Genomic DNA, 21,816 nt, shown 5'->3' on the forward strand with positions numbered 1-21,816 from the left:
GTGTCTTGCTGCTCGGCATGCTTTCCTCCTGGACGGCTGGGGGTGCTTCCTTCGCGGCCGGTTCCGGTATCCCGGACCGGCGAGGCGACGTGTACCCGGATGGTGCTACTGGTGTTCGTCTCACCGTGACGCGGTGTCGTGGGCTAATACGCTGGAACGGACCACCCCTGTCCGTCCGGCTGAGCGGAAGCGGCCGCGTACTCCTGGCGGAGCCTGCGTTTGAGCACCTTGCCGGTGACACCGACCGGGACCGATCCGGCGTCCGTCGCCCGGAGGTCGGTCAGCGGTGGACGGCCCAGACCGTCGAGGGCCTCGTTGGCCCGTGCCAGCATTCCGTCGGTGTCGTGGCCGTCGCGGAGATGGACCAGCGCGATGGCGCACACCTCGCCCGCACGTTCGGCCGCCACCACCACGCAGTCGTCGATCTCGGGGAGACGGGCCAGCAGGATCTCCTCCGTGAGGACCGAATAGACCGTCCCGTCGGCGGTACGAATGGCGTCGACCGCCCGGTCGACGTGGTAGTACCGGTCCGCGTCATCACGGAAGACCAGGTCACCGGAGAGCCAGTAGCCGTTCAGCAGGCTGCGGTAGGTCCTGTCCGAGTCGTTCCAGTAGCCCGGTGTCACCGTCGGTCCCCTCACACCGAGCAGCCCGACCTCGCCCGCCGCGGCCTGCGTACCGTCCTGCCGCAGGACGGCGACCTCGGCGAAGGGCTGCGGGACTCCGATACAGCGATGTGGCGCCGCGACCCCGGGGATGGTGGTCATGCTCAGCACGCCGCCCCAGCCGAGCTCCGAGGAACCGAAGCCGTCGACGAACACCGAGCCGGGCACCGGATCGGCACCGACCCAGTGCCGACCCCGCTCGACCAGCCGGGCGACGTGTGCTCGGTGTGAGGCGTCACCGACGCTGACCCAACGCTCGACCAGGTCGAGACCGGCCGTGTCGGCCTCCCGCAGCGCCAGATCGGAGAGCGTCACCGGAAAGCCGACCACGATGGTCGCGCCGTGACGGCCCGCCGCGGCGGCCACCGCCCGGCCGCTGCGGTCGGACATGAGCACCAAGGGCACCCCGGAGAGCATGGCGAGCAGCGCATACCCGATCGCCGACCCGTGCGACTGGGGAAGGGCGGACAGGATCAGCGACCTCGGGTGGTCCCGGAACCGGGTCAGGTGCGCACGGATACCCGCCATCATCTGTGCGTGGGCCCAGATCACCGGCTTCGTTGTGCCGGTGGTGCCCGAGGTGTGACAGATCAGGACGGGGTCTTCGGGGGAGTGCCGGAACGGCGACGGCACCCGTGCGTCACCGGGTGGAACGGTCGCACCGATCGACGACACCCAGAAGCGGTCGGCCTCGGGGTCCAAGGCACCGGTGATCCGCGACAGCCTGACCTCGTCCGTCTGGAGGCCGACGGGCGCGGTCGCCCGGAGGTGGGCCAGAGCGAGGTCGGGGTCCATCTCACCGTTGACCAGCACGGCGATGGCCCCCAGGCGGCTGAGCGCCAGGTAGTGGACCAGGTCGTCGGCGCCGTCCCGGAAGTAGACCCCGACCCGGTCCCGGGGGCCGACTCCGCGTCCGGCGTACCAGGCGCTCCACGCGCCGACGAGGTCTGCCAGCTCAGCCAGGCTCAGCTGGTCGCGCAGGGCCCCGCGGGCGTCGCGGACGGGCAGCTCCGCGTGGAGGTACGGAGCATGGACGTCCGGGCTTACCCGCAACGCGGTCTCCAGGGCGTTGCCCCCGCCCACCGCCGGGTCGGCGGCGATGTCGTGGCGTACGCCGGACGGGACGAAGGTGGCCCCCACGGTGACGTCCTCACTGTTTGTCATCGGGCACTAGCTCGAGAAGTTGGTAGTCGACGCCCGGGACGAGGTCCTGGGAGGTGCGCAGAACCGTGATCCGGCGGCCTGCCCGAGCTGCCAGTCGGCGCAGCGAGTCGTGGTCGCCGAGATCACTGAAGCCGAGCAGCAGCCGGCCGGTGGCGGTCAGCCGCGAGCGCGCTCCGGAGAGGTAGCGCTCGTGCGCCCGGTAGCCGGGGTCGAAGACGGCCCGCCGCAGCTGTCCGCGTTCGTCGCGGTCCGGTCGCGTGGCCGACCCGGTGCCGGCGCTGGCGTCGATGAAGGGGGAGTTCCAGAAGATCAGGTCGAACCGCTTCTCCGTCCCGATCCCGTCGAACACGTCACCGCGGTACAACTCGATCCGGTCGGACAGCCCGTGCCGCGCGGCGTTGTAGGCGGTGTTCGTGACGGCCACGTCGTTGATGTCGGTGGCGACGACACTCCTGCAGCCCTTCGCCGCGGCCGTCACCGCGGTCACGCCCGCCCCGCAGCCCACCTCCAGGAACGATCCACCGACCGGGAACGGGATCGACTCGGTGAAGAACCCGGTCGAGACGCAGTGGGTCGGGGCGAAGACTCCCGGCAGCAGGTCCCAGTCCCGGCCGTGAAGCCGGAAGGTGGTCGGCTCGGTCACTCCGGCAAGGGTGCTGTTCACCAGCCAGGACCCCCGCACCACGGCACCCTTCGAGGGCCCGGGCCCGCCCGAGGCCGTCACGGTGTCCTCCCGTCCGTCGGTCCGGGTTCCGATCGCACCAGGTCCGCACGGGCGAAGGACTTCACGGGGACGGGGTCCATCTCGACCGTGAGGCCGAGGACCCACTCGGCGCTCCCCTCGGCCAGGAGCAGACGGGACAGCTCCAGGACCTCCGCGCGGGCGTCACCGGTCACGGCCACACAGCTCACCGGGCCGGTGAGACGGTAGTCGCGGGCGATGTGGCCGAGGACGGCGGTAGGCACCACCTGGTAGAAGAGGATCGGGCTCACCCGGCCCTGGTCGACGTGTTCGACGGACAGCTCCAGGCTGGCCGTGTCGAACCTCTGCGAGCCGAGGACGATCCCGACCCGGCCGTCGGAGCCTTCGAGGAGGTGTCCGGACCGCGGGTCGCCGAGGCATTCCCGGACGGCGGCGTACACCAGGGGGGCGAAGTCCGACGCGAAGAATCCGGCCAGTGGCGGCAGTCGCGGGCCCGCGTGGGCTCGCGCGCTGGCGACGAGCTCGAAGCCGGTCGATGACGTCGTCATGCTCCCACCAGGAGGATCGCGGAGTTGACGCCGCCCACCGAGGAATTGAGGCTCAACGCCGAGGTCACCTCCACTTCCTCCGGCACGCTGACGTGCCGGAGCGGGTGGCGTGTGTCCGGCCGGTGCAGGGCCGCGGTCGGCGGCAGCACCGAGGAGCGCATCGCCAGCAGCGTGATGACCGCCTCCAGGGCGCCGCTGGCCTCCAGAGCGTGGCCCGTCGTGCTCTTCGTCCCGCTGACGAACGTCTTCTTCGTGTGCGGGCCGAGCGCGGTGTGCAGGCCGGCGGCCTCGGCGGTGTCGTTGAGGGGGGTGCCCGTGCCGTGGGCGTTGACATAGGTGAGTTCGTCGGCGCCGATACCGGAGCGGTGGAGCGCCTGGGTGACCGCGGCGGCGACTCCGGTCCCTTCCGGATGGGGCTGCGCCGCGTGGTGGGCGTCGTCGGTCATGGCCCAGCCCGCCATGCGGGCCAGGGGCGGGGCTCCGCGCGCCCGAAGGCTCTCACCGGACTCCAGCAGTAGCATCGCACCTCCGTCGCCGAGCAGCACACCCTGACGGTCCTGGTCGAACGGGCGCAGCCGTCCGTCGGCGGCCAGCGCCCGCGCGGAGTCGAAGAGGCTGAACGCCTGCCGGTCGACCAGGAACGCTCCACCCGCGAGCACCGCCGAGCTGACACCGCTCCTGATCAGCTGCGCACCGTGGATGATCGCGTTCGCCGCGGCACAGCACGCGTTGACGAACGTGCGCCTCGGTCTTCCCAGACCGAGCCGGTCGGCCACCAGTCCGGTGAGTTCGGCGGGTGACTCCGGCTCGACAGAGGGCGCTCGCAGTTTGGTCGCCAGGACGATGGGAAGCGTCGCCGGGCTGGGCCAGCCGGCCATGTCGATCGCCTGGCTCGCGCAGGCGACCGCCACGTCGACCGTCCCCGGGGCGGATCCGGTGCCGTCCTTCTCCTGGTAGGTCGCCGCCTGATCGGTGCGGCACCGGGAGACGTCGAAGCGGGTGACCGGGCCGAACGCCGGCGTACCGGAGAAGACCCCGTCGACGAGGGCCTCCTGGCCGAAGCCGAAGGCGCTGAACACGCCGAAGCCGCTGACGTAGACCTCAGCGGTCATGCGTGCCCGTCCCCCAGGTCACGGTTGACGAGGGACACCAGGGCGCCGATGGAGTCGACTCCGGTCGTCTCGCCACTGATCTTGGCCACGACGCCGTGCCGCTCCTCCAACAGGTGCTGGATCCAGATCGCGGTGTAGGAGTCGATGACGAGCAGGGTGTCGTCGTCGACCACCTCCGGCAGGTCGACGCCCTCACAGTCCGCCAGGATGTCGCGGATCTCGTCCCTGCTGACCGCCTTCGCCCGGGGCTGTCGTTCTCTGCTGGTGGATCGCGGAGAGGAGCTGTGCTCGGTCACGGACGACCTTTCCGGTTGGTGTCGCGGGAAGTTTCTCTTGCAGGTAGTACCGCTTGGGGGCCTTCAGGGAGCTCAGCCGTTCCCGGCTCCAACCCGCGAGCTGGCGGTCCGTGAGCCCGTTACGGGCCGCCACATGAGCCTCGATCACGTCCTTGAACGTCACGACCGCGTGGGCGACGTCGGGGTGCTGTTGCAGCACCTGCTCGATCTCCAGCAGGTCGATCTTGATGCCGCCGATCGCGATCACGGAATCGGCGCGGCCCAGGACGCTGACCGAGCCGCTCGCCTCGTCGACCGTCGCGCGGTCGAAGGTCCGCAGCCAGCCGGCGGCGAACCGCGCCACGCCGTCGTCGACGAGGTAGGGCGTCTCGTCGAGCCGGACGTACAGCTCTCCGTCCGTCTCCCGGACGGTGATGCCGGGAGCGGGCCGACCGACGTGGGGAGCGGGGAAGCGGCCGGTGAGGTCGGCGGTGATGACGCCGACCTCCGTCATGCCGTACACCTGGCCCAGTCGGCATCCGCTGGCCAGCCGGAACCGCTCGGCCACGGCCGGGCCGGTCGTCATCCCCGCGCTGGTGGCGACGCGCAGTCGCGGCAGCCGGGGAAGCTCCGCCGTGCTTCCGAGCAGCTCGAAGTGCGTGGTCACTCCGAAGATCGCCGTGGGTTCGAGCGCCACCGCGGCCCGGGCGATCCCCCGGCCGTGCTGCGCGGAGGGTAGGAGGACCGGCATGCCCGTGGCCAGCCCGTACAGGATTCCGCCGATCAGGCCCCAGGTGTGGACCGGCGAGCACAGCAGGAGGAGCCGGTCGTCCCCGCCCGGCATGTCGTCGATGGCGGCGTACCGGTCGATCTCTTCGTTCAGCGACGCGGCCGACCGCCCCACCACCTTGGACTGCCCGGTCGACCCGGAGGTGAACTGTACGAGGCACACCTTCCCCGGAAGGGCGACCGCCCCGGTCAGCGGCACCACCTCCGGCTGGGACCGGCCGGTGAAGTGGGTCGTCCCGGTCGCGGCGCGCACGTGGAACGCCGGCGGGCACAGCCGTGTCAGGGAGGCGGACTCGGCCTCGGTCAGCCGGTGGTCCAGGAGCATCGCGCGGGCGTCCAGCTTCCAGATCGCCAGGAGCAGCGCGAACAAGGTGGCGTTGGGGGAGAGCTGCACCGCGACGCAGTCGCCCGGCCGGACACCGCTCGCCACCAGCAGGTCGAGGCACCGGTCGACCTCACGGTGCAGTGCCCGCCGGTCGATGGTCCCCGTTTCGTCGATCCACAGCGGATCGTCCGAGTCCACCCCGCACAAGCGGTCGCTCAGCTCCCGCGCGGACAGCACGGGTTCCGGTTCCGTATCCCCGTGCATCGTGAATCCCCCTGAGAGATCGACAATCCGCTGATGAAGTGGTGGTCGACGCCGACACCAACCCGTCCTCCGCCCGGACAGCTGGTTCGATTGGTCGGCTGAAGAGCCCAGTCGAAATCCAGCAATGCTTGGTCGGTGAAGCCCTCTTCGATAGACCTCGGCGGAGGGGCGCAGGATCGGAAACTACCCGATCGGATCTCTCCGCGACAACCTGTTTTATTGGCCTAAAGTGGCCGCGGACCCCGGAAACGGGGCAGGGTTCCGAGGAAGTCCGTGCTCCCGAAAGCCCTGCCTTTTGCGTTCCAGAAGCACCGCTGAACTGGCGGTTCACCGCCGGCGGGGCGTGACGCGACCGAGCCGGACTCCTGGGTGGTGATCGGGGCCCCGGGCCGGGAGGCGCTCTTTTGCGATCATGCGAACGCGTGTACCGTCAGGGCCGGAGATCTCGTACGCCGATGGGCTGTCAGCTCCGGAGGCCCCTGAGGAGGGGCAGCCACGCGGGGCCGTGCGTGTTCGGCGAACAGGGAATTGAACTGGTGTTATTCGAGATGGACGATATCGGGAAAGAGACCCGGAACGGGCTGGGTCGCTTACGCGACCTCGGGTTTTCCACGCGGCCGCAATATTGGTGACCCCGCCCGCCATGTTCGTGTGACCGGTCCGGGTATTGGTGGCGAATCCCCATCGGCCATGCCGGCCGTCCAAATCTCACTGGCCCTACAAGGAGGGTGTGTGCGCACGGCAGCACGACAACGCGGGATGTCCGTCGTCATTCCGGTCAAGGGCCGGGTACAGCTGTTGCGGGCCCAACTGGCCTCGCTCCGCTCCGCCATGGACCGCAGTCCCGAACCCGCGGAGGTCATCGTTGTCGACGACTCGGAACCGGCCGACGCCGCCAGTCACCGAGCGAACTGCCGTGAGTTCGGCGCCCGCTACGTGACCGGCCCTCGCCACGTCGGCGCGAAACGCAATCTGGGCGTCGAACAGGCCGCGTACGACCTGATCCTGTTCACGGACTCCGACTGCCGGGTGCCGCCGGACGTCTTCGAACGCCATGTCAAGACCCTGCGAAGCGCTGACGACTCCGTCGGGGGCGTCACGGGCCCCACCTTCGTGGAACAGGGCCGGGCGCCGGCGAACCGCGTCATGCGCTGGTCGAAGTTGATCAACGACGACCTGGAACGCCCGCGTCGATGCGCGAAGGTCACCTGGGCGACGGCCACGAACCTCGCCGTGCGCCGGGAGGTGTTCGAGGAGGTCGGCGGTTTCCCCTCCGAGAGCCTCGACCACGTGGGCGGTGAGGACTGCGACCTCGGCCTCAAGATGTCCGATGCCGGATACGCGATCGTGTGCGACCCCGAGGCGGTCGTCGTCCACGATCACGCCATCACGGACTCCCTCGCCACCGCGGGCCGCCGGCTCTACGGCTACGGTCGCTCCGAGCAGTGGGTGTGCAGTGTCCATCCCCGCCGCCGTCGGCTCGTGGTGAACGCCTTCACCGTCGGAGCGGCGGCCACCGCGGTCGGTATGGCGCTGGCGCCCCGCACCGGCGGGCGAAGCCTGCTGGCGGGGCCCGCGAGCCTCCTGGTCGTGGTGGGCCTGCGCGCCCGTCGGCTGCGCGATGACGACAGGTCCGCCAGCGGCTCCGCCGAACGCTTCGTGTGCGCGTCGGTCGACCTCATGTTCGACCTCGGCGGTTTCGTGGCGGCGCTCGAACTCCGCCGTCCGAGCATGTTGTTCACCGGCCTGGAACCGGCCGACGCCGACTGAGACCGGGAGCGCGGCCCGGCCGCCCGTCCCTTGGCCGGGAGGTGGACGGGGCCGCGCGAACACGCGACGGCCGGAGCACGGCGGTCCCTGGGTCCGCCATGGCCGGCTGTCGTTGTCCGGTGGCGTTTCACCGTGAAGACGGGGATGCGAATACATAATGATGACGAACGACGAAATGACCGCGATCATCGTCGAATGCACGGCCCTTCAGGCAATCGAGGGGCCCATCGGGTACGACACGAAAATATCCATCGACTCCTTCAGTTTCGTCTGGCTCCAGCATCTGCTTGAACAGCGCTTCGGATTCGACCTGGAGCAGCCCGGCCAGGACGTCCTGGAGACACTGGACTCGGCGCGTTCCGTGCACCGGTACCTCGCCGGGATCAGCCCGGACCACTTCGCCTCGGCGGACTGAGAAGAATCGTGGGACGAATCCGCCACCCCGACAACGCGCGCAAGGACGTTCCATGATGCGAAGGGAGAATCATGTGCGCTCAGATGACGCACCCGCATTCCATGCCACACCAGAATTCTCGGCGGCTTTCCGTCGCACGCAAGAACCGTTCGCGAGGGACAGCGGGCTCCACGGCGGCGGGGAGGAGCACCGGTGAGTGAGCAGCCCGCGGCCACCGCACTGAATTCCGAGTTCGAGACCGTGCTGCGCCGGTGCCTGGACGATCGGATCGCCCCGGAAACGCCGTTGCGGGAAGACAGCGACCTGACGGCTTTCGGTATGGACTCGCTCACCGTCGTCCGACTCCTGGTGACGATCGAGGACGTCTTCGGGGTGACGATTCCCGACGAGGAGCTCGCGTTCGAGATCTTCGCCTCGCCCGGCGCCCTGTGGACGGTTGTCTCCGGTCTCCTGGAGGAAGCCGAGTGAACCCTGAGCTGCTCCGGGACGTCGCGGAAAGAGTACGGCTGGTTCCTGACCGGCACCGGGTCTTCGATCAGGACACACCGACGGTTCTGAAGGTTTTCGGGATCGGTGCGCCGGTCCTGTCCGACCTGCTCGACCTCGGGCTCCCGCACCGTTCGTCGGGGGGCGAGCGGTACTTCGACAAGCTGGACCTGGAGAACGTCTCGCTCTCCCTGGGGCTGCCCTCGCCCCGCTACCTCGCGATGCGACGGTGGCCCGAGGTGCTCCGCGCCGTGGTGGAGCGCCGCCCGGTCCGCTACGACCTCGAAGTCGTCGCGGAATGCGATCCCGAAGCACCCGTCCATGTGTGTGACTTCCGCCTGCCCGCGGAAGTGCTGGCCCTGGGGACGGGGACGGACCCCGCTGTCCGCAGGCTCACGCTGAGCCGCGAGGTCGGGGCCACCGGCCGCCCCGGCGAGGCTCCTCGGGAACTGCGACGGATCCTCTCCGAGGTGTCCGGGTTCCGGTTCCACATCCTGCCCGAAGCCCTGTACGGCGACCTCGCCTTCGTCGCGGAGACCTCGCTCGCCGACTGCGAACTGGCCACCCGGTACCTCGCCCGGCGGGCGGCCGAAGAGGGTTGGGAGGCCCGGCGCAGCTTCGGACTGCTGCTGTCCAGCCCCTACTCACTGCCGCACTACTGGCCCGAGATCAAACTCGACGGGGTGTGGACCGCCTTCGACCCCCACCTGGTCAACAGCCTGGTCCGGTGGGGGGTGCTGGCGCCCTCCGCGGTCTCCAGCGCCCAGGTGCTGAACTCGGTCTTCTTCCGTGTCGCCGAGGACTGGATGCCCCTCGTCCAGGACGCGGGGCGCCCCGCGCGGGTGTCCGTGCTCACCCGGCGCCGAGCCCTGCCCGACGGCGCCGCGAGCACACGACCAGACGCTGAAGGGGACCGCCGATGACTGAGCTCGGGGGTGTCACCGCCGTCGTCAGCGCTGACGCGCGGGCTCGTTCCGGGGCACGCGCATGACGACTCTCCTCATCGACAACTACGACTCCTTCTCCTACAACCTGGCCCACTACCTGGGCGAGGTGACCGGAACCGAACCCACGGTCATCCGCAACGACGAGCCCGGGTGGCGGGTGGAGCACCTCGACGGTTTCGACAACGTCGTCATCTCCCCGGGTCCGGGGACACCGGGCGTCCCGGCCGACTTCGGCATCTGCCGGGACGTGATCGCGGCGGGCAGCGTCCCCCTGCTCGGTGTCTGTCTCGGGCACCAGGGCATCGCGATGCTCGGCGGCGGGTCGTTGGCGCTGGCCCCCGAACCCCGGCACGGCCGAAGGTCTCCGGTCCTCCACGACGGCGCGGGGTTGTTCGCCGGCATCCCGTCGCCGCAGGAGGTCGTGCGCTACCACTCGTGGGCGGTCGACCGCCTCTCGGACGATCTCGAAGCGCTCGCCTGGACGCCGGACGGGGTGCTGATGGCGCTGCGCCACCTCAGCCGCCCCCAGTGGGGGGTGCAGTTCCATCCAGAGTCCATCGCGACGGAGTACGGGCACCGCCTGCTGGCCAACTTCACGGAACTGAGCGCGGAATGGAACCTCCGGCACGGCAGGCGCGTGCGCGCTCGGCCGCCGTCGACGGCCCTCCCGAGCGCCCCGGAGGGCCGAGGGCGGGTGCGGTACCACCTGATGGTCGAGGAATTCCCCACGCCGTGCGACGCGGAACAGATCTACGAGGCGCTGTTCCTCGACCAGCCGTTCGCGTTCTGGCTGGACAGCAGTCGCCCCGATCCCCGGCTGGGGCGCTTTTCGATGATGGGGGCGGCCGACGGCCCCCTGTCGGAGGTGGTCACGGCCGACGTCGCCGACGGCACGGTCACCGTACGCTCGGGGCGGCACGCCCGGACGGAGGTCCGGCCGTTCCTGGACTGGCTGGACGACCGTCTGCGCGCCACCGAGGTCGTCGGCGGCGATGGGCTGCCGTTCGACTTCCGGGGTGGCTGGGTCGGCTACCTGGGTTACGAACTGAAGGCCCAGTGCGGCGCCCGCATGAGCCACCGCTCCGATACGCCGGACGCGTCGTTGCTGTTCGCGGACCGGTGTGTCGTCCTCGACCACAGCACCTCCAGGACCTACCTGCTCGCCGTGCACGAAGGGGACGGGGCGTCGGCCCGGAGCTGGCTCTCGGCCACCCAGGCCCGTATCCGGGCCCTTGCCGGTGCTCCCCGCACCTCGGCGGCGAAGCGGGAGCGGGCCACGGCGCCTGTGTCGCCGCGGCACGACCGCAGCGCCTACCTGGAACTCATCGAGTCCTGCCAGCGCGCCATCACCGCTGGCGAGAGCTACGAGGTGTGTCTGACCAACATGCTCGACGTGGAGTGCGCGCTGGACGTGTGGTCCGCCTACACCTCGCTGCGCCGGGACAACCCCGCTCCGTTCGCGGCGCTGCTGCGCCTGGGGGACCTGTCCGTCCTGAGCACCTCCCCGGAGCGCTTCCTGCGCGTCGACGCCGACCGGCGCGTGGAGGCCCGTCCGATCAAGGGCACCCGTCCACGGGGCCGCTCGGCCGAGGAGGACCGAAGGCTCCGGGAGGAGTTGGCCTCCTGCGAGAAGGACCAGTCCGAGAACCTCATGATCGTCGACCTGCTCCGCAACGACCTGGCCGAGGTCGCGACGACCGGTTCCGTGGCGGTTCCGGAGCTGTTCGTCGTTGAGACCTACGCGACCGTCCACCAGTTGACCAGCACCGTGACGGCCCGGCTGCGCCCTGACCGCAGTCCGGTCGACTGCGTCCGTGCCGCCTTCCCCGGCGGCTCGATGACCGGAGCGCCGAAGCTGCGCACCATGGAGATCATCGACCAGCTGGAAGGCCGGCCCCGCGGAGTCTACTCGGGTGCCATCGGGTACTTCTCGCTGTCCGGAAGCGTGGACCTGAACATCGCGATCCGCACCCTCGTGGCGCAGCCCGGTCGTGTCGGTTACGGGGTCGGTGGCGCGATCGTGGCGATGTCCGACCCGGCTGAGGAGTTCGAGGAGACCGCGGTCAAGGCCGCACCTCTGCTCTCGCTGCTCGGCACGCGTTTCCCGGAACGCGACACGCAGACGGCGACGAGCGGAGTCTGAGAAGGCACCGGGGAGGGTCCGCGCCGACCGCCGGGGCCCCTCCACGACGACGGCCGTGACCGACCCCGCTGCCGACGGCCCTCGTCCCCGCGCACGCGGAAGCCAGGCGGCGCGGGGACGAGTTCACCGGCGGGGGAGGAACGGCCCCGGGGCGCCGGGACCGCCGCGAACAGCGGTCGCAGTCAGCACCGGGCGCTCATCCCAGGGCCTCCCGCACCTTCGCGGGCCAACGCCCGGGGTCGGTCCCGTGCTGACAGAACAGCGCGTAGCTGATCCGTTCCAGGCCGATGCCCACACACGCCGAGTGCGCCGGCGAGCCGTCGGGCAGGCTGATCCGGAAGGGGCCGCCGAAGGTGGTCCCGTGCAGGTTGAACGAGCCCGCCGCGATGGTCCTGCCGGGTTCGACGGGGACTCTCAGCTCGTACTTCGTCTTGGTCAGGCGCTGGGCCAGAACCTGCTGCGGGCTGGTGTCGCTGCCGAAGAAGGGGTCGTTGGCCACCTCGACGTGCGCGGCGAGCGCGAGCTCGGCGGTCAGGTCGCAGACGGCGTCCAGGAACGCCTGACGCCGCTGGGCCACCGTCGCGGCGTCACCGAGGAAGACGATCTCACGGATGGTGAAGTCCCACAGCCGTTCCATCGAGCGGGCATAGGACGACTCGAAGCGGAAGGACTTGCCCCGCGAGGTGACCACCGCGTGGTCTTCCGGCAACGGCGCCCCTCGCAACTGGTGGTAGGTGTGGAAGCACATGGTCGGCGGCAGGCAGTACCCGGAGTGCGCCGAGTGCTCCTGCAGGTGCGCGGCGAGTCCGTCCGGGGTGGCCGCGTGGTCGGGCAGATCCGCGAGGAACGCGTCGTAGGTGTCGGTGTCCGCGTGCAGCCGACCGGCCGTGAACAGGTACTGCGGGAACGCCCCGAGGTAGCCGCCCGTGTGCAGTGACCGGGTGGATACCAGGGTGGGGTAGCGGTACTCGACAGCGCCGAACCCCATGGCGACGGCCCTCACCCGTCGGTCCACGGCCTGCAGCACCCCGGTCATGGTCTCGCCCAGGGCCACCAGTCCGGGACCCATGTCCTGTACGGTGCCCGCCGCTTCGAGCCGTTCGTAGGTGTCCGGCGTCGTGCGGTCGGAATGCGGAGAGGTCCACACGACTTCGCCCGTGCTCAGCCGCTGCGGTGCCACCTCGCGCCTGGTGATCAGGTTGATCTTGCGGGACAGCTCAGCCTGGTCCGCGTCGCCGACCGTGGTCACGTCCAGACCGATGATCTGGTCCTGGTCCGTGATCAGTTCGAACGTCTCGATGGCTTCGGAGGTGTAGTGGACACGGGACGCGAGTTCACCGCCCCGGGCGACCGGAACTGCGACTTCGAGGGGGATGCGATAGGCCGGCACGGCCCTCCTTCGGACGGGTCTGATACGGCGACGGGGGTCCCCCGGACCGGGCGCGGCGAGGTCCGTACAGGCCGCACCGGTGTGCCGGACCGAAGCCGTCACCGCCCGGAGCGGGCCCCTCGAAACGGTCGTTCCCCTCCCCGGCGGCGCGGCGACACTCGAACAGCTCGGTGGGGTAAAGGGTACTCGACCGGTCTGGTACGGGCTTCGCGGAGTTGGCGGTAACGGCGGTCCTGACGCCCCGGTCGGCCTGAGCACGCCCCCGCCGGCGGGACCCGTCCGAGGTGTCGGGCACGTGTCGGCCTCTTCGGCTCCCCGCGCTCCCGACGCGACGCCCTCCGACCAACCCGTTCCGGACCGGTCGCGCGGAACGCGCCCGTCCGTTCGTGGCGCGGGACGAGCCTTGTCCGGTGTCCCGCGGGGCACGACGCGGCCGGGGTGGCGCCGCGGCCCTGGGGCCCTGGCCCGGTACCCGGAGCGGACGGCACCGGCCGGTCCCGAGTGCGACGAGTGCGAGGTCGTGCGCGGCCGAAGGCAGGGACGGGCCCCGGGGCGGGTGGGTGGCGGTCCGGGGTCGGGTCAGGGACATCCCCGATAGCTTTCTGGCCGTGCGTGCTAGATTCTGGCCATGCGGTCAAAAAATGAACCAGGCGGACAGAAGCGGTCCTTCATCGAGGAGGCCCGCAGAGCGCAGATCACCGCGGCGGCGGTCGAGACCATCGCCGAGGTGGGCTACCCCAACGCCTCCCTGGCGCGGATCGCGCGCACGGCCGGGATCAGCAAGGGCGTGATCTCCTACCACTTCGCCGGAAAGGACGAGCTCATGGACCAGGTGGTGACCGACGTCTACACCGAGATCGCCGAGTCCCTCCTCCCCGGGATGCTGGAGCAGACCAACGGAGCCGACATGCTGCGCGCCCACGTGCGCGGCGTGGCCGAGTACGCGCTCTCCCACCCCGGGCGCATGGCCGCGCTGGGGGAGATCTTCACCCACGCGCGCAAGGCCGACGGCACCCCGCGCTACGGGGCGGCGGAGGCCGACGTCCTCTACGAGTCGCTGGAGGGCATGTACCGGTCCGGTCAGGAGAACGGCGAGTTCCGCGACTTCGACGTGCGGGTGATGGCGGTGACCCAGCAGACGGCGATCGACGCGATGTTCGCCTACTGGAGCGCCCACCCCGGCCACGACCTCATGGCGCACGCCCGCGAGCTGGGCGAACTGCTCGTGCGCGCCACCCGCGCAGACCGCCCCCCACCCCCGAACGACTGACGAGGACACCATGACGCAGCACGCCAGCCCACCCCTCCTCCCGGACCCCGCGCCGCCCGCGCGCGGGCGCCTGCACCACGTCGACAACCTGCGGGTCGCGCTGACCGTGCTGGTCGTCCTGCACCACGTCGCGCTCACCTACGGCAACATCCCGGTGTGGTTCTACCTCGAACCGGCCCAGGACCCCTCCGGCGGCCTTCTGGACCTGTTCGTCTTCCTCAACCAGACCTACTTCATGGGACTGTTCTTCCTGCTCGCGGGCTACTTCGTGCCGGGAGCGGCCGACCGCCGGGGCGGGCGCGGGCTGGTCCGCGAGCGCCTGGTGCGCCTGGGCGCGCCCTTCCTGCTGTTCGTGCTGCTGGTCCGCCCGTTCCTGGTGATCCCCAACTACGCGCCCGCCGTCGAGATGTTCGCGGCCGAGGGCGGCGAGCTGCCGTTCTGGCTGTTCCTGCTCGTGACCTACGACCCCGGGCCCATGTGGTTCGTCGAGGTCCTGCTGGTCATGACCCTGGCCTACGTGGCCGTGCGGAGCCTGCGCGATCGCCGCGCCCGGCAGACGGGCGCGGCGATCGCGCCCCCCGCGCGGCCCGCCGACACCGCTCCACTGCGCTGGGCGGTGCCCGTCGCGGCCCTCACCCTGGGCCTGGCCCTGGTCACCTTCGCCTGGCGTTACCTGGCCCCGGCCCCGTACTGGCCGATCGTGGGACTGCCCAGTCCCGGATTCCTGCCCCAGTACGTCACCCTGTTCGTCCTGGGCGTGCTGGCCTACCGGGGCAACTGGCTGGTCCGGCTGCCCGGCGCCGCCGGGTGGTGGGGCGCGGCCCTGGCCCTGACAGGCCTGGCGGCGGGAGCGGCGGTCACGGTCCTGCTGGGCGAGATCACTCCCGCGCCGGGCACCTGGCAGGCGCTGGCGCAGATCACGTCCGAGTCCGTCCTGGCCACGGGTGCGGTGCTCATGCTGCTGGTGGTCTTCCGGCGTTTCGCGAGCGGGAGCAACCGCCTCACGCGCTGGCTGTCCGACAACGCCTTCGCGGTGTACGTCCTGCACCCGCTGGTGCTGGTGGGACTGGGTGTGGCCCTGAGCGGTTGGGAGGCCAGCGCGCTCGTGAAGTTCCTCGGCATGGGAGCGCTCGCGGTTCCAGCTTGCTGGGCGCTGGCCACCGCCGTACGAGCGGTTCCCGGAGTCCGGCGGATCCTGTGAGGGACCGGCCGGGGCCCGTCTCCGGGAAATCCGGAGACGGGCCCCGGCCCGCGTGCGCGCCGGACTAGGGTCGGAGCGCGACCGACACGAAGGGACCGTGGTGACCAGCCAGAAGGAACGCATGCTCGCCGGTGAGCTCTACCAGGCGGACGACCCCGACATCCAGGCCGACCTCGTCCGGGCGGAGAGGCGCGCGGAGGCGTTCAACAACGCCTCCGTGGACGACCCGGACCGCCGAAAGCTCCTGGCCGACCTCGTGGGCGAGCTGGGCGAGGACGCCTGGGTCCGGCCCCCGCTGCGGGTGGACTACGGCTCCATGATCACCATCGGCGCGCGCACGTTCGTCAACTGCGGTGCGGTGATGCTGGACGTGGCCCCGATCAGCATCGGCGCGGACGTGCAGATCGGCCCCAACGTCCAGCTGCTCACCCCCACCCATCCCGTGGACCCCGAGCAGCGGCGCGACAAGTGGGAGGCGGCCGAGCCGATCACCATCGGCGACAACGTGTGGCTGGGCGGCGGGGTCATCGTCTGCCCGGGTGTGACGATCGGGGAGAACACCGTGGTGGGCGCCGGGGCGGTGGTCGTGCGCGACCTGCCCGCCAACGTGGTGGCCGTCGGCAACCCGGCCCGCGTGGTGCGCCACATCTGACCCGTCTCCGGCCTCGGGAAGAATTCCGGAGTGTCCTCAAGGGTCGTCGCGGCGCCGTACGCACCGCCCGGGAAACCCGCCCCCGTGTGCTGGCCGGGCACGGAGAACCGCCCCCCGGTGTGGCGCCACCGGGGGACGGGGTCTGTGGCGGCGGGAGCGGCCCCTTCCGGGGCGCCCGCCCGCAGGCGGGGGAAGGCTCCGTCCGGGCCTTCCCCCGCAACTCCTCTAGGACACCGCCTGTCCGGCGGAGATCCCCGCGGAGCCGTCGGCGGCGAACTGGGTCCGGTACAGCTCGGCGTAGCGGCCGCCCCGTGCCAGCAGTTCGGTGTGGGTGCCGCGCTCCACGATCCGTCCGGCCTCCACGACCAGGATGGCGTCGGCGGCGCGGACGGTGGAGAGCCGGTGGGCGATGACCAGCGCGGTCCGCCCCTCCAGCGCCTCGGCCAGGGCGGCCTGCACCGCGGCCTCGGAGGTGGAGTCCAGGGCCGAGGTGGCCTCGTCGAGGATGACCACCTCGGGGCCGGCCACCAGCAGGCGGGCGATGGTCAGGCGCTGGCGCTCACCGCCGGAGAAGCGGTACCCGCGCTCGCCGACCACCGTGTCCAGACCGTCGGGCAGGGCGGCGACGAGCTGGGCCAGGCGGGCGCGGCGAAGCGCGTCCCACAGCTCCTCCTCCGTGGCCCCGGGCCGGGCCAGCGACAGGTTGGCGCGCACGGTCTCGTGGAACAGGTGCCCGTCCTGGGTGACCATGCCCAGGGTGGCGCGCACGGAGGCGAAGGACAGGTCGCGCACGTCCACCCCCGCCAGACGCACCGCGCCCGAGTCCACGTCGTACAGGCGCGGGGCCAGCTGGGCGATGGTGGACTTGCCCGCGCCGGAGGAGCCCACCAGGGCGACCGTCTGCCCGGGTTCGATCCGGAAGGACACCCCGTGCAGGACCTCGCGCGGCTCGGCGGTGTCCAGGACGGCGACCTCCTCCAGGGAGGCCAGCGACACCCTGTCCGCGGAGGGGTAGGCGAAGGAGACGTCGTCGAACTCCACCGACACCGGACCGGCCGGGACCTCGCGGGCCTCCTCCCTCTCCTCCACCAGGGGCCGCAGGTCCAGGATCTCGAAGACGCGGCTGAAGCTGACCAGCGCGCTCATCACCTCCACCCGGGCGCTGGCCAGGGAGGTGAGCGGGGCGTACAGGCGGGTGAGGAGCATGCCCATGGACACCACCGTGCCCGCGTCCAGGCGGCCGGTCAGGGCGTAGAAGCCGCCCAGGCCGTAGACCAGGGCCAGGGCGAGCGCGGAGACCAGGGTCAGGGCGGTGAAGAAGACCTCCTGGACCATCGCGGTGCGCACACCGATGTCGCGGACCCGCCCGGCGCGGCGGGCGAACTCGGCCGACTCCTCCTCGGGGCGGCCGAAGAGTTTGACCAGGGTGGCGCCGGGAGCCGAGAAGCGCTCGGTCATCTGGGTGCCCATGGCCGCGTTGTGGACGGTGCGCTCGCGCTCGATCCTGGCCAGGCGCGCGCCCATGCGGCGGGCGGGCACCACGAACAGCGGCAGCAGCACGAGCGCGAGCAGGGTGATCTGCCAGGACAGGGCGAGCATGACGGCCAGGGCCAGGACCAGGGTGACCAGGTTGCTGAGCACCCCGGAGAGCACGTCGCTGAAGGCGCGCTGGGCTCCGATGACGTCGTTGTTGAGGCGGCTGACCAGGGCGCCGGTGCGGGTGCGGGTGAAGAAGGCGACCGGCATGCGCTGGACGTGGTCGTAGACGGTGGTGCGCAGGTCCAGGATGAGCCCCTCGCCGACCCGGGAGGAGAGCCAGCGCACCCCCAGCCCCAGGGCGGCTTCGAGGACCGCGACGGCGGCGATGAGCCCGGCCAGGAACAGCACGGGTTCCAGCGGGCCGCCTTCGGTGATGGCGGTGACGACCCGTCCGGCCAGGAGCGGGGAGGCCACGGTCAGGACGGCGGTGACCACGCTCAGGGCCACGAACCAGGCCAGCTGGCGCGCGTGGGGGCGGGCGAAGGAGGCGATCCGGCGCAGGACGGACAGGGAGAAGGGGCGCTGGTCCTCGCGGGCGTGCATGGCGTGGTACATGGAGTTCCACGCGGCCATTTCCATACTCATGGTCGTCCACCGGATCTGTCGGAGTTGATGCCTTGAACCGTAGAACCTCAATAAATGTTGAGGTCAAACCCCCGCCCGCCACCGCCCGGAGACCGCTGCGCGGGGAAGCGGGACACCCGCGGCCGACACCCGCGCACCGGATCCGGTGGCCGGATCCGCTCCCCGTACACCTCTTCTCCGGCCGCCGGCGCTCTGGTAGAACGGCCCGGTGGACCCCCAAGGACTCCTCGCGCTCCTCCTCCTGGCCCTCTTCTCGGTGTACTCGGTCCACTCCGGCTCCAAGGACCTGTCGGCGGCCCTGCGGGTCCGGCGCGACGCCCGGCTCCTGGACCGGACCGGCGTGCGCGTGCGGGGAGTCGTCACATCGGTGCACCCCCTTACCCGGAGTCCCCACGGCCACACCGTCACCGTGGCCTTCCGCGACGCCGAGGGCCGGGAGCGGGAGGCGGTCGACACCTCGGGGCTGGGCGGATACCTCGTCCGCGAGGGCACACCGGTCGAACTCCTGCACTCGGCCGACGACCCCCGGCTCGTCCGGGTGGAGAGCGCCGCCCTGCCCGGCTCGGCGTCCGAGCACTACCCGGTCCGCCTCGGAGGCCGCCCCGGCGGCGCGAAGGCGATCGCCGCCGCGGTCCTGACGATGCTCGCCGTGCCCGTCTTCACCGCGGTCGTCGTCACGTTCTCCCTGGCCGGCGGGGACGGCGGCGGTCTCCTGCGGTACCTGCCGTTCCTGTTCACCGTCGTCGGCCTCGTCATGCTCCTCTCCGCGACCGTGTCCGCGGTGCGCGACCGCGCGGGCGTCCGGGGCTACACCGGGGAGGCCGACGGGACCGTCACCGACTCCTGGCGGGCGGCCGGCAAGGCCACGGTGAACCGCCGCCGCGTGTACACCCACCCGTTCACCGTGCACTTCTCGGCCGGTGACGGGCGCGAGGTGCACCGCCGCTACCGCCGCTCCAGCACCTCCTACCGCCCCGTCACGGGGCAGAGCGCGCGGGTCAGGTACGACCCCGGGGCCCCGGCGCGCTTCTCCGTGCCCGAAGCCCACCGCTGGGGGTGCGGGCCCGGCGCGGTCATGGTCGTCGTCGGCCTGGGCTTCGTCATCATCGGAACGTTCGTCGGCCTCATGCTCCTGCTGTCGGGTTCCCTCTAGCCAGGCGCGTGGTTCCGTGAGCCGCCCCGAGCGGCGCGGCCGCCCGCCCGCCGACACCCGCTTTCCGGGTCGAACGGCGGGGGTGCGCCGGGCAGCGGGCCTCACACGCCCGTGACCACGGGCTCGGTGTTCCGACCGTGCTGTCGCGCGGTCTCCTCCCGGCGCGGCGCCGCGGTGTACACGCCCACGCAGGGGTCCTCGGGGGCCAGCAGCAGGGCGCGGCCGAGCGTGGCCCGGGTGTGGGCACAGGCGCGCGCCACCAGGGGCAGGGTGAGGGCGAACAGCACCCCGGTGAGCATGTGCGCCGCCGTGGTCGCCAGCACCGGGTGCTCGGGCACCAGGTAGGTGCCCACGTCGGTGTAGCCGGGGATGGTGTACAGCGACCAGCCCCACAGCGGTTGGAGCAGCCCGGCCAGGGCCCCCGCCCACCAGGTGGCGGTGAGGCAGAAGCCGACCACGGCCACGGGCGGGAGCACCAGCGCGTGCAGGGCGTCCAGCCAACTCTGCGGGCAGGTCAGCGGGGTCAGGGCCCGGCGCAGGGGACCGGTTCCGGGGGCGGGGGAGCGGTAGGGGCGGCGCGCCACCGGTCGGCGGCCCAGATCGGCCAGGCGGACGCGTTCGACGTGGGCGAACCCGCGTGCGGCGTACAGGGTGCCCGTCATCAGGAACAGGCCCGCCATGACGACGGCCGTGCCCGCCCCGGCGGCCAGGCCCGTCAGGACGACCACGAAGGCGATGAGGGCCGACGGAAGGCCCAGGAGGGTGTAGCGGGTGTCGGCCAGGAGCCGGGCGACGGGGTCGCGGGTCGTGTCCATGGCCCCGAAGTTACGCCCGGCCGCGCCCGGGGTCAGGGCGGTACGGGTGCGGACCGGGGGTGGTGCTGGCTCCACCCCGCGTTGGCGCCGCCGCGCCGGGGCCCTCGGTCACAGACCGCCCAGCAGGACGGCGGCCTCCAAGGTGACGGGTCCGAGGCTGATGCTTCCGTCGAAGACCCCCGCGAGCCACAGCCCGTGCCGCAGGACCAGGAAGCCGACGATGCCGATGATCCAGCCCAGGGCCTCCCGGGAACCGGATTCGACCTTGGCGCGCCAGCCCTCCATCCGGGGCCGCAGCCGCTCGCCGAAGGCGCGGTGGGCCAGGTAGAGCAGGATCGGCGGGAGCACCATGACGACGTTGTAGGCGGCCAGCAGCGGAACCCAGGCCGTGGCGGAGAGCCCGGCGGTGGTCATGATGCCGATGGCGCCGAAGTAGGGCAGCGCGGTGCCGCCCTCCAGCAGGCCGGTTGCCAGGCCCAGCGCGACCACCGCGCCGGTGCGCAGCGAGGCGGGCCTGCGCTGTCGGCGCGGTCCGCTCGGCATGAACAGCGCGTAGGCGAGCATGCCCCCGCCCAGCACCACCATCGCCCAGCCCAGGACGGGGCTGTCGGCGAGGTCGTCCAGGGCCTCGAACGCGAAGCCGAGGCCGAGCATGAGCGCGCAGCCCAGGGTGAAGTAGAAGGCGGCGACGGTGGCCAGGTAGACGAACAGGGGGCGGGCCACCGACCGCGCCCCGCTGAGTAACACGTACAGCGAGACCCCGATGGTGGCGGGGCTCAGGGTGTCCAGCAGCGCCAGTCCGGCGACCGGCAACAGCACTTCCAGGGACGGCATCGCGGTCGCCCTCCGCTCTCGATTTCATACGGCTGTGCTAAATAAAATAACACACATGTGCTAGAAAGGGGAGGTGCCCAAGATCGTCGACCACGAACAGCGCCGCCGGGAGCTGGCCGAGGCCCTGTGGCGGGTCATCGCCGACTCCGGCCCGGCCGCCGTGTCCATCCGCTCCGTCGCCGCCGAGGCGGGCTGGTCCCCCGGAGCCCTGCGCCACTACTTCCAGACGCGCGAGGACCTGCTCGTCTTCGCCATGAACCTGTCCGAGGAGCGCGTCACCGCGCGCGTCACGGCCCTGAACGGCACCCAGGACCCGAACACCCCGCTCCTGGACCGCATGGCCGAGTACGCCGAACAGCTCCTGCCCCTGGACGCGACCCGCCGCGCGGAGTACCGCGCCTGGGAGGCCGCCGGGCTCCTGGGGGAGTACGACCGCGACCGGGAACAGCACTGGAACAGCCAGCGCAGGCTCTACCGGCTCCTGGTCGCCGCCCTCACCGGGCAGCCGGTGGAGGACCCCTTCCAGCCCCACCCCGACCCGTGGGTCGAGGAGTGGTCCGGGTACCTGCACACCCAGGTGGACGGGCTCGCCCTCCAGCTGATGGTCACCCCGGGCATGAAGGGCCCCGAGGAGGCGCGGCGGGAGCTGCGCGCCTTCCTGGCCCGCACCGAGGAGGCCTGGCGGCACCACCAGGCCTCCTGATCGCTCGGCGTCCGGGGGGAGACGGGAGCACGGACGGCCGGGCGGTGTCACCTGGCGGAACCCTCCGG

Annotated in this window: 20 protein-coding genes; 10 read left to right on the plus strand and 10 right to left on the minus strand. The window is 71.5% G+C overall.

Annotated features, from left to right (window positions below):
- Nucleotides 1-143: 143 nt before the first annotated feature.
- The 6 genes from EV372_RS25300 to EV372_RS25325 are packed head-to-tail and all read right to left on the minus strand — an operon-like array spanning nucleotide 144 to nucleotide 5,845.
- Nucleotides 144-1,829 carry a class I adenylate-forming enzyme family protein gene (locus tag EV372_RS25300; protein WP_130398087.1) on the minus strand — a complete coding sequence of 562 codons (1,686 nt, stop codon included), beginning with the start codon at nucleotides 1,827-1,829 and terminating at the stop codon, nucleotides 144-146.
- The gene (locus EV372_RS25305) at nucleotides 1,816-2,493 is read right to left on the minus strand and encodes a methyltransferase (protein ID WP_197044315.1); all 678 of its coding nucleotides are present in this window, start codon (nucleotides 2,491-2,493) and stop codon (nucleotides 1,816-1,818) included. Before EV372_RS25305 ends, EV372_RS25300 begins: the two co-directional genes overlap by 14 nt.
- A gap of 56 nt (nucleotides 2,494-2,549) precedes the next feature.
- Complete coding sequence (locus EV372_RS25310; protein WP_130398088.1) at nucleotides 2,550-3,080, minus strand: beta-ketoacyl-[acyl-carrier-protein] synthase family protein; 531 nt, start codon at nucleotides 3,078-3,080, stop codon at nucleotides 2,550-2,552.
- Complete coding sequence (locus tag EV372_RS25315) at nucleotides 3,077-4,192, minus strand: beta-ketoacyl synthase N-terminal-like domain-containing protein (RefSeq protein ID WP_130398089.1); 1,116 nt, start codon at nucleotides 4,190-4,192, stop codon at nucleotides 3,077-3,079. Before EV372_RS25315 ends, EV372_RS25310 begins: the two co-directional genes overlap by 4 nt.
- Complete coding sequence (locus EV372_RS29175) at nucleotides 4,189-4,365, minus strand: hypothetical protein (protein ID WP_165436035.1); 177 nt, start codon at nucleotides 4,363-4,365, stop codon at nucleotides 4,189-4,191. The genes EV372_RS25315 and EV372_RS29175 overlap by 4 nt, the downstream gene beginning before the upstream one ends.
- Before the next feature lie 19 nt (nucleotides 4,366-4,384).
- A complete protein-coding gene (locus tag EV372_RS25325) occupies nucleotides 4,385-5,845 on the minus strand; it encodes a long-chain fatty acid--CoA ligase (protein WP_130398091.1) in 1,461 nt (486 codons plus the stop codon).
- A 732-nt stretch (nucleotides 5,846-6,577) separates the two neighbouring features.
- Between EV372_RS25325 and EV372_RS25330 the strand changes: the two genes are divergently transcribed.
- The 5 genes from EV372_RS25330 to pabB all read left to right on the plus strand — a co-directional run bounded on the left by EV372_RS25330 (nucleotide 6,578) and on the right by pabB (nucleotide 11,606).
- Complete coding sequence (locus tag EV372_RS25330) at nucleotides 6,578-7,615, plus strand: glycosyltransferase (protein WP_165436036.1); 1,038 nt, start codon at nucleotides 6,578-6,580, stop codon at nucleotides 7,613-7,615.
- A 160-nt stretch (nucleotides 7,616-7,775) separates the two neighbouring features.
- Complete coding sequence (locus EV372_RS25335; RefSeq protein WP_130398093.1) at nucleotides 7,776-8,030, plus strand: hypothetical protein; 255 nt, start codon at nucleotides 7,776-7,778, stop codon at nucleotides 8,028-8,030.
- A gap of 192 nt (nucleotides 8,031-8,222) precedes the next feature.
- Entirely contained in the window at nucleotides 8,223-8,498 is a 276-nt protein-coding gene (locus EV372_RS25340) for a phosphopantetheine-binding protein (protein ID WP_130398094.1), read from the plus strand.
- Entirely contained in the window at nucleotides 8,495-9,439 is a 945-nt protein-coding gene (locus tag EV372_RS25345; protein ID WP_130398095.1) for a hypothetical protein, read from the plus strand. The genes EV372_RS25340 and EV372_RS25345 overlap by 4 nt, the downstream gene beginning before the upstream one ends.
- A 64-nt stretch (nucleotides 9,440-9,503) precedes the next feature.
- The gene (gene pabB / locus EV372_RS25350) at nucleotides 9,504-11,606 is read left to right on the plus strand and encodes an aminodeoxychorismate synthase component I (protein ID WP_130398096.1); all 2,103 of its coding nucleotides are present in this window, start codon (nucleotides 9,504-9,506) and stop codon (nucleotides 11,604-11,606) included.
- A 196-nt stretch (nucleotides 11,607-11,802) separates the two neighbouring features.
- Here the strand turns inward: pabB and EV372_RS25355 are convergent, their stop codons facing one another.
- Complete coding sequence (locus tag EV372_RS25355; RefSeq protein ID WP_130398097.1) at nucleotides 11,803-12,996, minus strand: class-II aminoacyl-tRNA synthetase family protein; 1,194 nt, start codon at nucleotides 12,994-12,996, stop codon at nucleotides 11,803-11,805.
- A 628-nt stretch (nucleotides 12,997-13,624) separates the two neighbouring features.
- On the opposite strand from EV372_RS25355, the gene EV372_RS25360 reads away from it, so the two are divergent.
- The 3 genes from EV372_RS25360 to EV372_RS25370 all read left to right on the plus strand — a co-directional run bounded on the left by EV372_RS25360 (nucleotide 13,625) and on the right by EV372_RS25370 (nucleotide 16,119).
- Entirely contained in the window at nucleotides 13,625-14,266 is a 642-nt protein-coding gene (locus tag EV372_RS25360) for a TetR/AcrR family transcriptional regulator (RefSeq protein ID WP_130398098.1), read from the plus strand.
- A 10-nt stretch (nucleotides 14,267-14,276) separates the two neighbouring features.
- Nucleotides 14,277-15,467, plus strand: coding sequence for an acyltransferase family protein (locus EV372_RS25365; RefSeq protein ID WP_130398099.1), 1,191 nt, complete (start codon nucleotides 14,277-14,279; stop codon nucleotides 15,465-15,467).
- 121 nt (nucleotides 15,468-15,588) lie between these two features.
- A complete protein-coding gene (locus EV372_RS25370; RefSeq protein ID WP_165436087.1) occupies nucleotides 15,589-16,119 on the plus strand; it encodes a sugar O-acetyltransferase in 531 nt (176 codons plus the stop codon).
- Nucleotides 16,120-16,344: 225 nt separating this feature from the next.
- Here the strand turns inward: EV372_RS25370 and EV372_RS25375 are convergent, their stop codons facing one another.
- A complete protein-coding gene (locus EV372_RS25375; RefSeq protein WP_486484059.1) occupies nucleotides 16,345-18,243 on the minus strand; it encodes an ABC transporter ATP-binding protein in 1,899 nt (632 codons plus the stop codon).
- A 208-nt stretch (nucleotides 18,244-18,451) separates the two neighbouring features.
- Between EV372_RS25375 and EV372_RS25380 the strand changes: the two genes are divergently transcribed.
- On the plus strand, nucleotides 18,452-19,396 hold the full coding sequence (locus tag EV372_RS25380; protein ID WP_130398101.1) for a DUF3592 domain-containing protein: 945 nt from the start codon (nucleotides 18,452-18,454) through the stop codon (nucleotides 19,394-19,396).
- A 101-nt stretch (nucleotides 19,397-19,497) separates the two neighbouring features.
- On the opposite strand, the gene EV372_RS25385 is transcribed toward EV372_RS25380, so the two are convergent.
- Nucleotides 19,498-20,211, minus strand: a complete 714-nt coding sequence (locus EV372_RS25385; RefSeq protein ID WP_130398102.1) for a sensor domain-containing protein — start codon at nucleotides 20,209-20,211, stop codon at nucleotides 19,498-19,500.
- Nucleotides 20,212-20,319: 108 nt separating this feature from the next.
- Entirely contained in the window at nucleotides 20,320-21,045 is a 726-nt protein-coding gene (locus EV372_RS25390; protein WP_130398103.1) for a GAP family protein, read from the minus strand.
- Between the two features lie 73 nt (nucleotides 21,046-21,118).
- On the opposite strand from EV372_RS25390, the gene EV372_RS25395 reads away from it, so the two are divergent.
- Entirely contained in the window at nucleotides 21,119-21,748 is a 630-nt protein-coding gene (locus tag EV372_RS25395) for a TetR/AcrR family transcriptional regulator (protein WP_130398104.1), read from the plus strand.
- The last annotated feature ends 68 nt before the right edge of the window (nucleotides 21,749-21,816 follow it).

The organism is Nocardiopsis sp. CNZ308 (assembly GCF_004217075.1).

Coding starts and splice junctions, on each gene's coding strand:
- EV372_RS25335 (WP_130398093.1), top strand. CDS start 7,776: ATGACGAACGACGAAATGACCGCGATCATCGTCGAATGCACGGCCCTT.
- EV372_RS25310 (WP_130398088.1), bottom strand. CDS start 3,080: ATGACGACGTCATCGACCGGCTTCGAGCTCGTCGCCAGCGCGCGAGCC.
- EV372_RS25360 (WP_130398098.1), top strand. CDS start 13,625: ATGCGGTCAAAAAATGAACCAGGCGGACAGAAGCGGTCCTTCATCGAG.
- EV372_RS25315 (WP_130398089.1), bottom strand. CDS start 4,192: ATGACCGCTGAGGTCTACGTCAGCGGCTTCGGCGTGTTCAGCGCCTTC.
- EV372_RS25365 (WP_130398099.1), top strand. CDS start 14,277: ATGACGCAGCACGCCAGCCCACCCCTCCTCCCGGACCCCGCGCCGCCC.
- EV372_RS25325 (WP_130398091.1), bottom strand. CDS start 5,845: ATGCACGGGGATACGGAACCGGAACCCGTGCTGTCCGCGCGGGAGCTG.
- EV372_RS25390 (WP_130398103.1), bottom strand. CDS start 21,045: ATGCCGTCCCTGGAAGTGCTGTTGCCGGTCGCCGGACTGGCGCTGCTG.
- EV372_RS25375 (WP_486484059.1), bottom strand. CDS start 18,243: ATGAGTATGGAAATGGCCGCGTGGAACTCCATGTACCACGCCATGCAC.
- EV372_RS25370 (WP_165436087.1), top strand. CDS start 15,589: ATGCTCGCCGGTGAGCTCTACCAGGCGGACGACCCCGACATCCAGGCC.
- EV372_RS25385 (WP_130398102.1), bottom strand. CDS start 20,211: ATGGACACGACCCGCGACCCCGTCGCCCGGCTCCTGGCCGACACCCGC.
- EV372_RS25300 (WP_130398087.1), bottom strand. CDS start 1,829: ATGACAAACAGTGAGGACGTCACCGTGGGGGCCACCTTCGTCCCGTCC.
- pabB (WP_130398096.1), top strand. CDS start 9,504: ATGACGACTCTCCTCATCGACAACTACGACTCCTTCTCCTACAACCTG.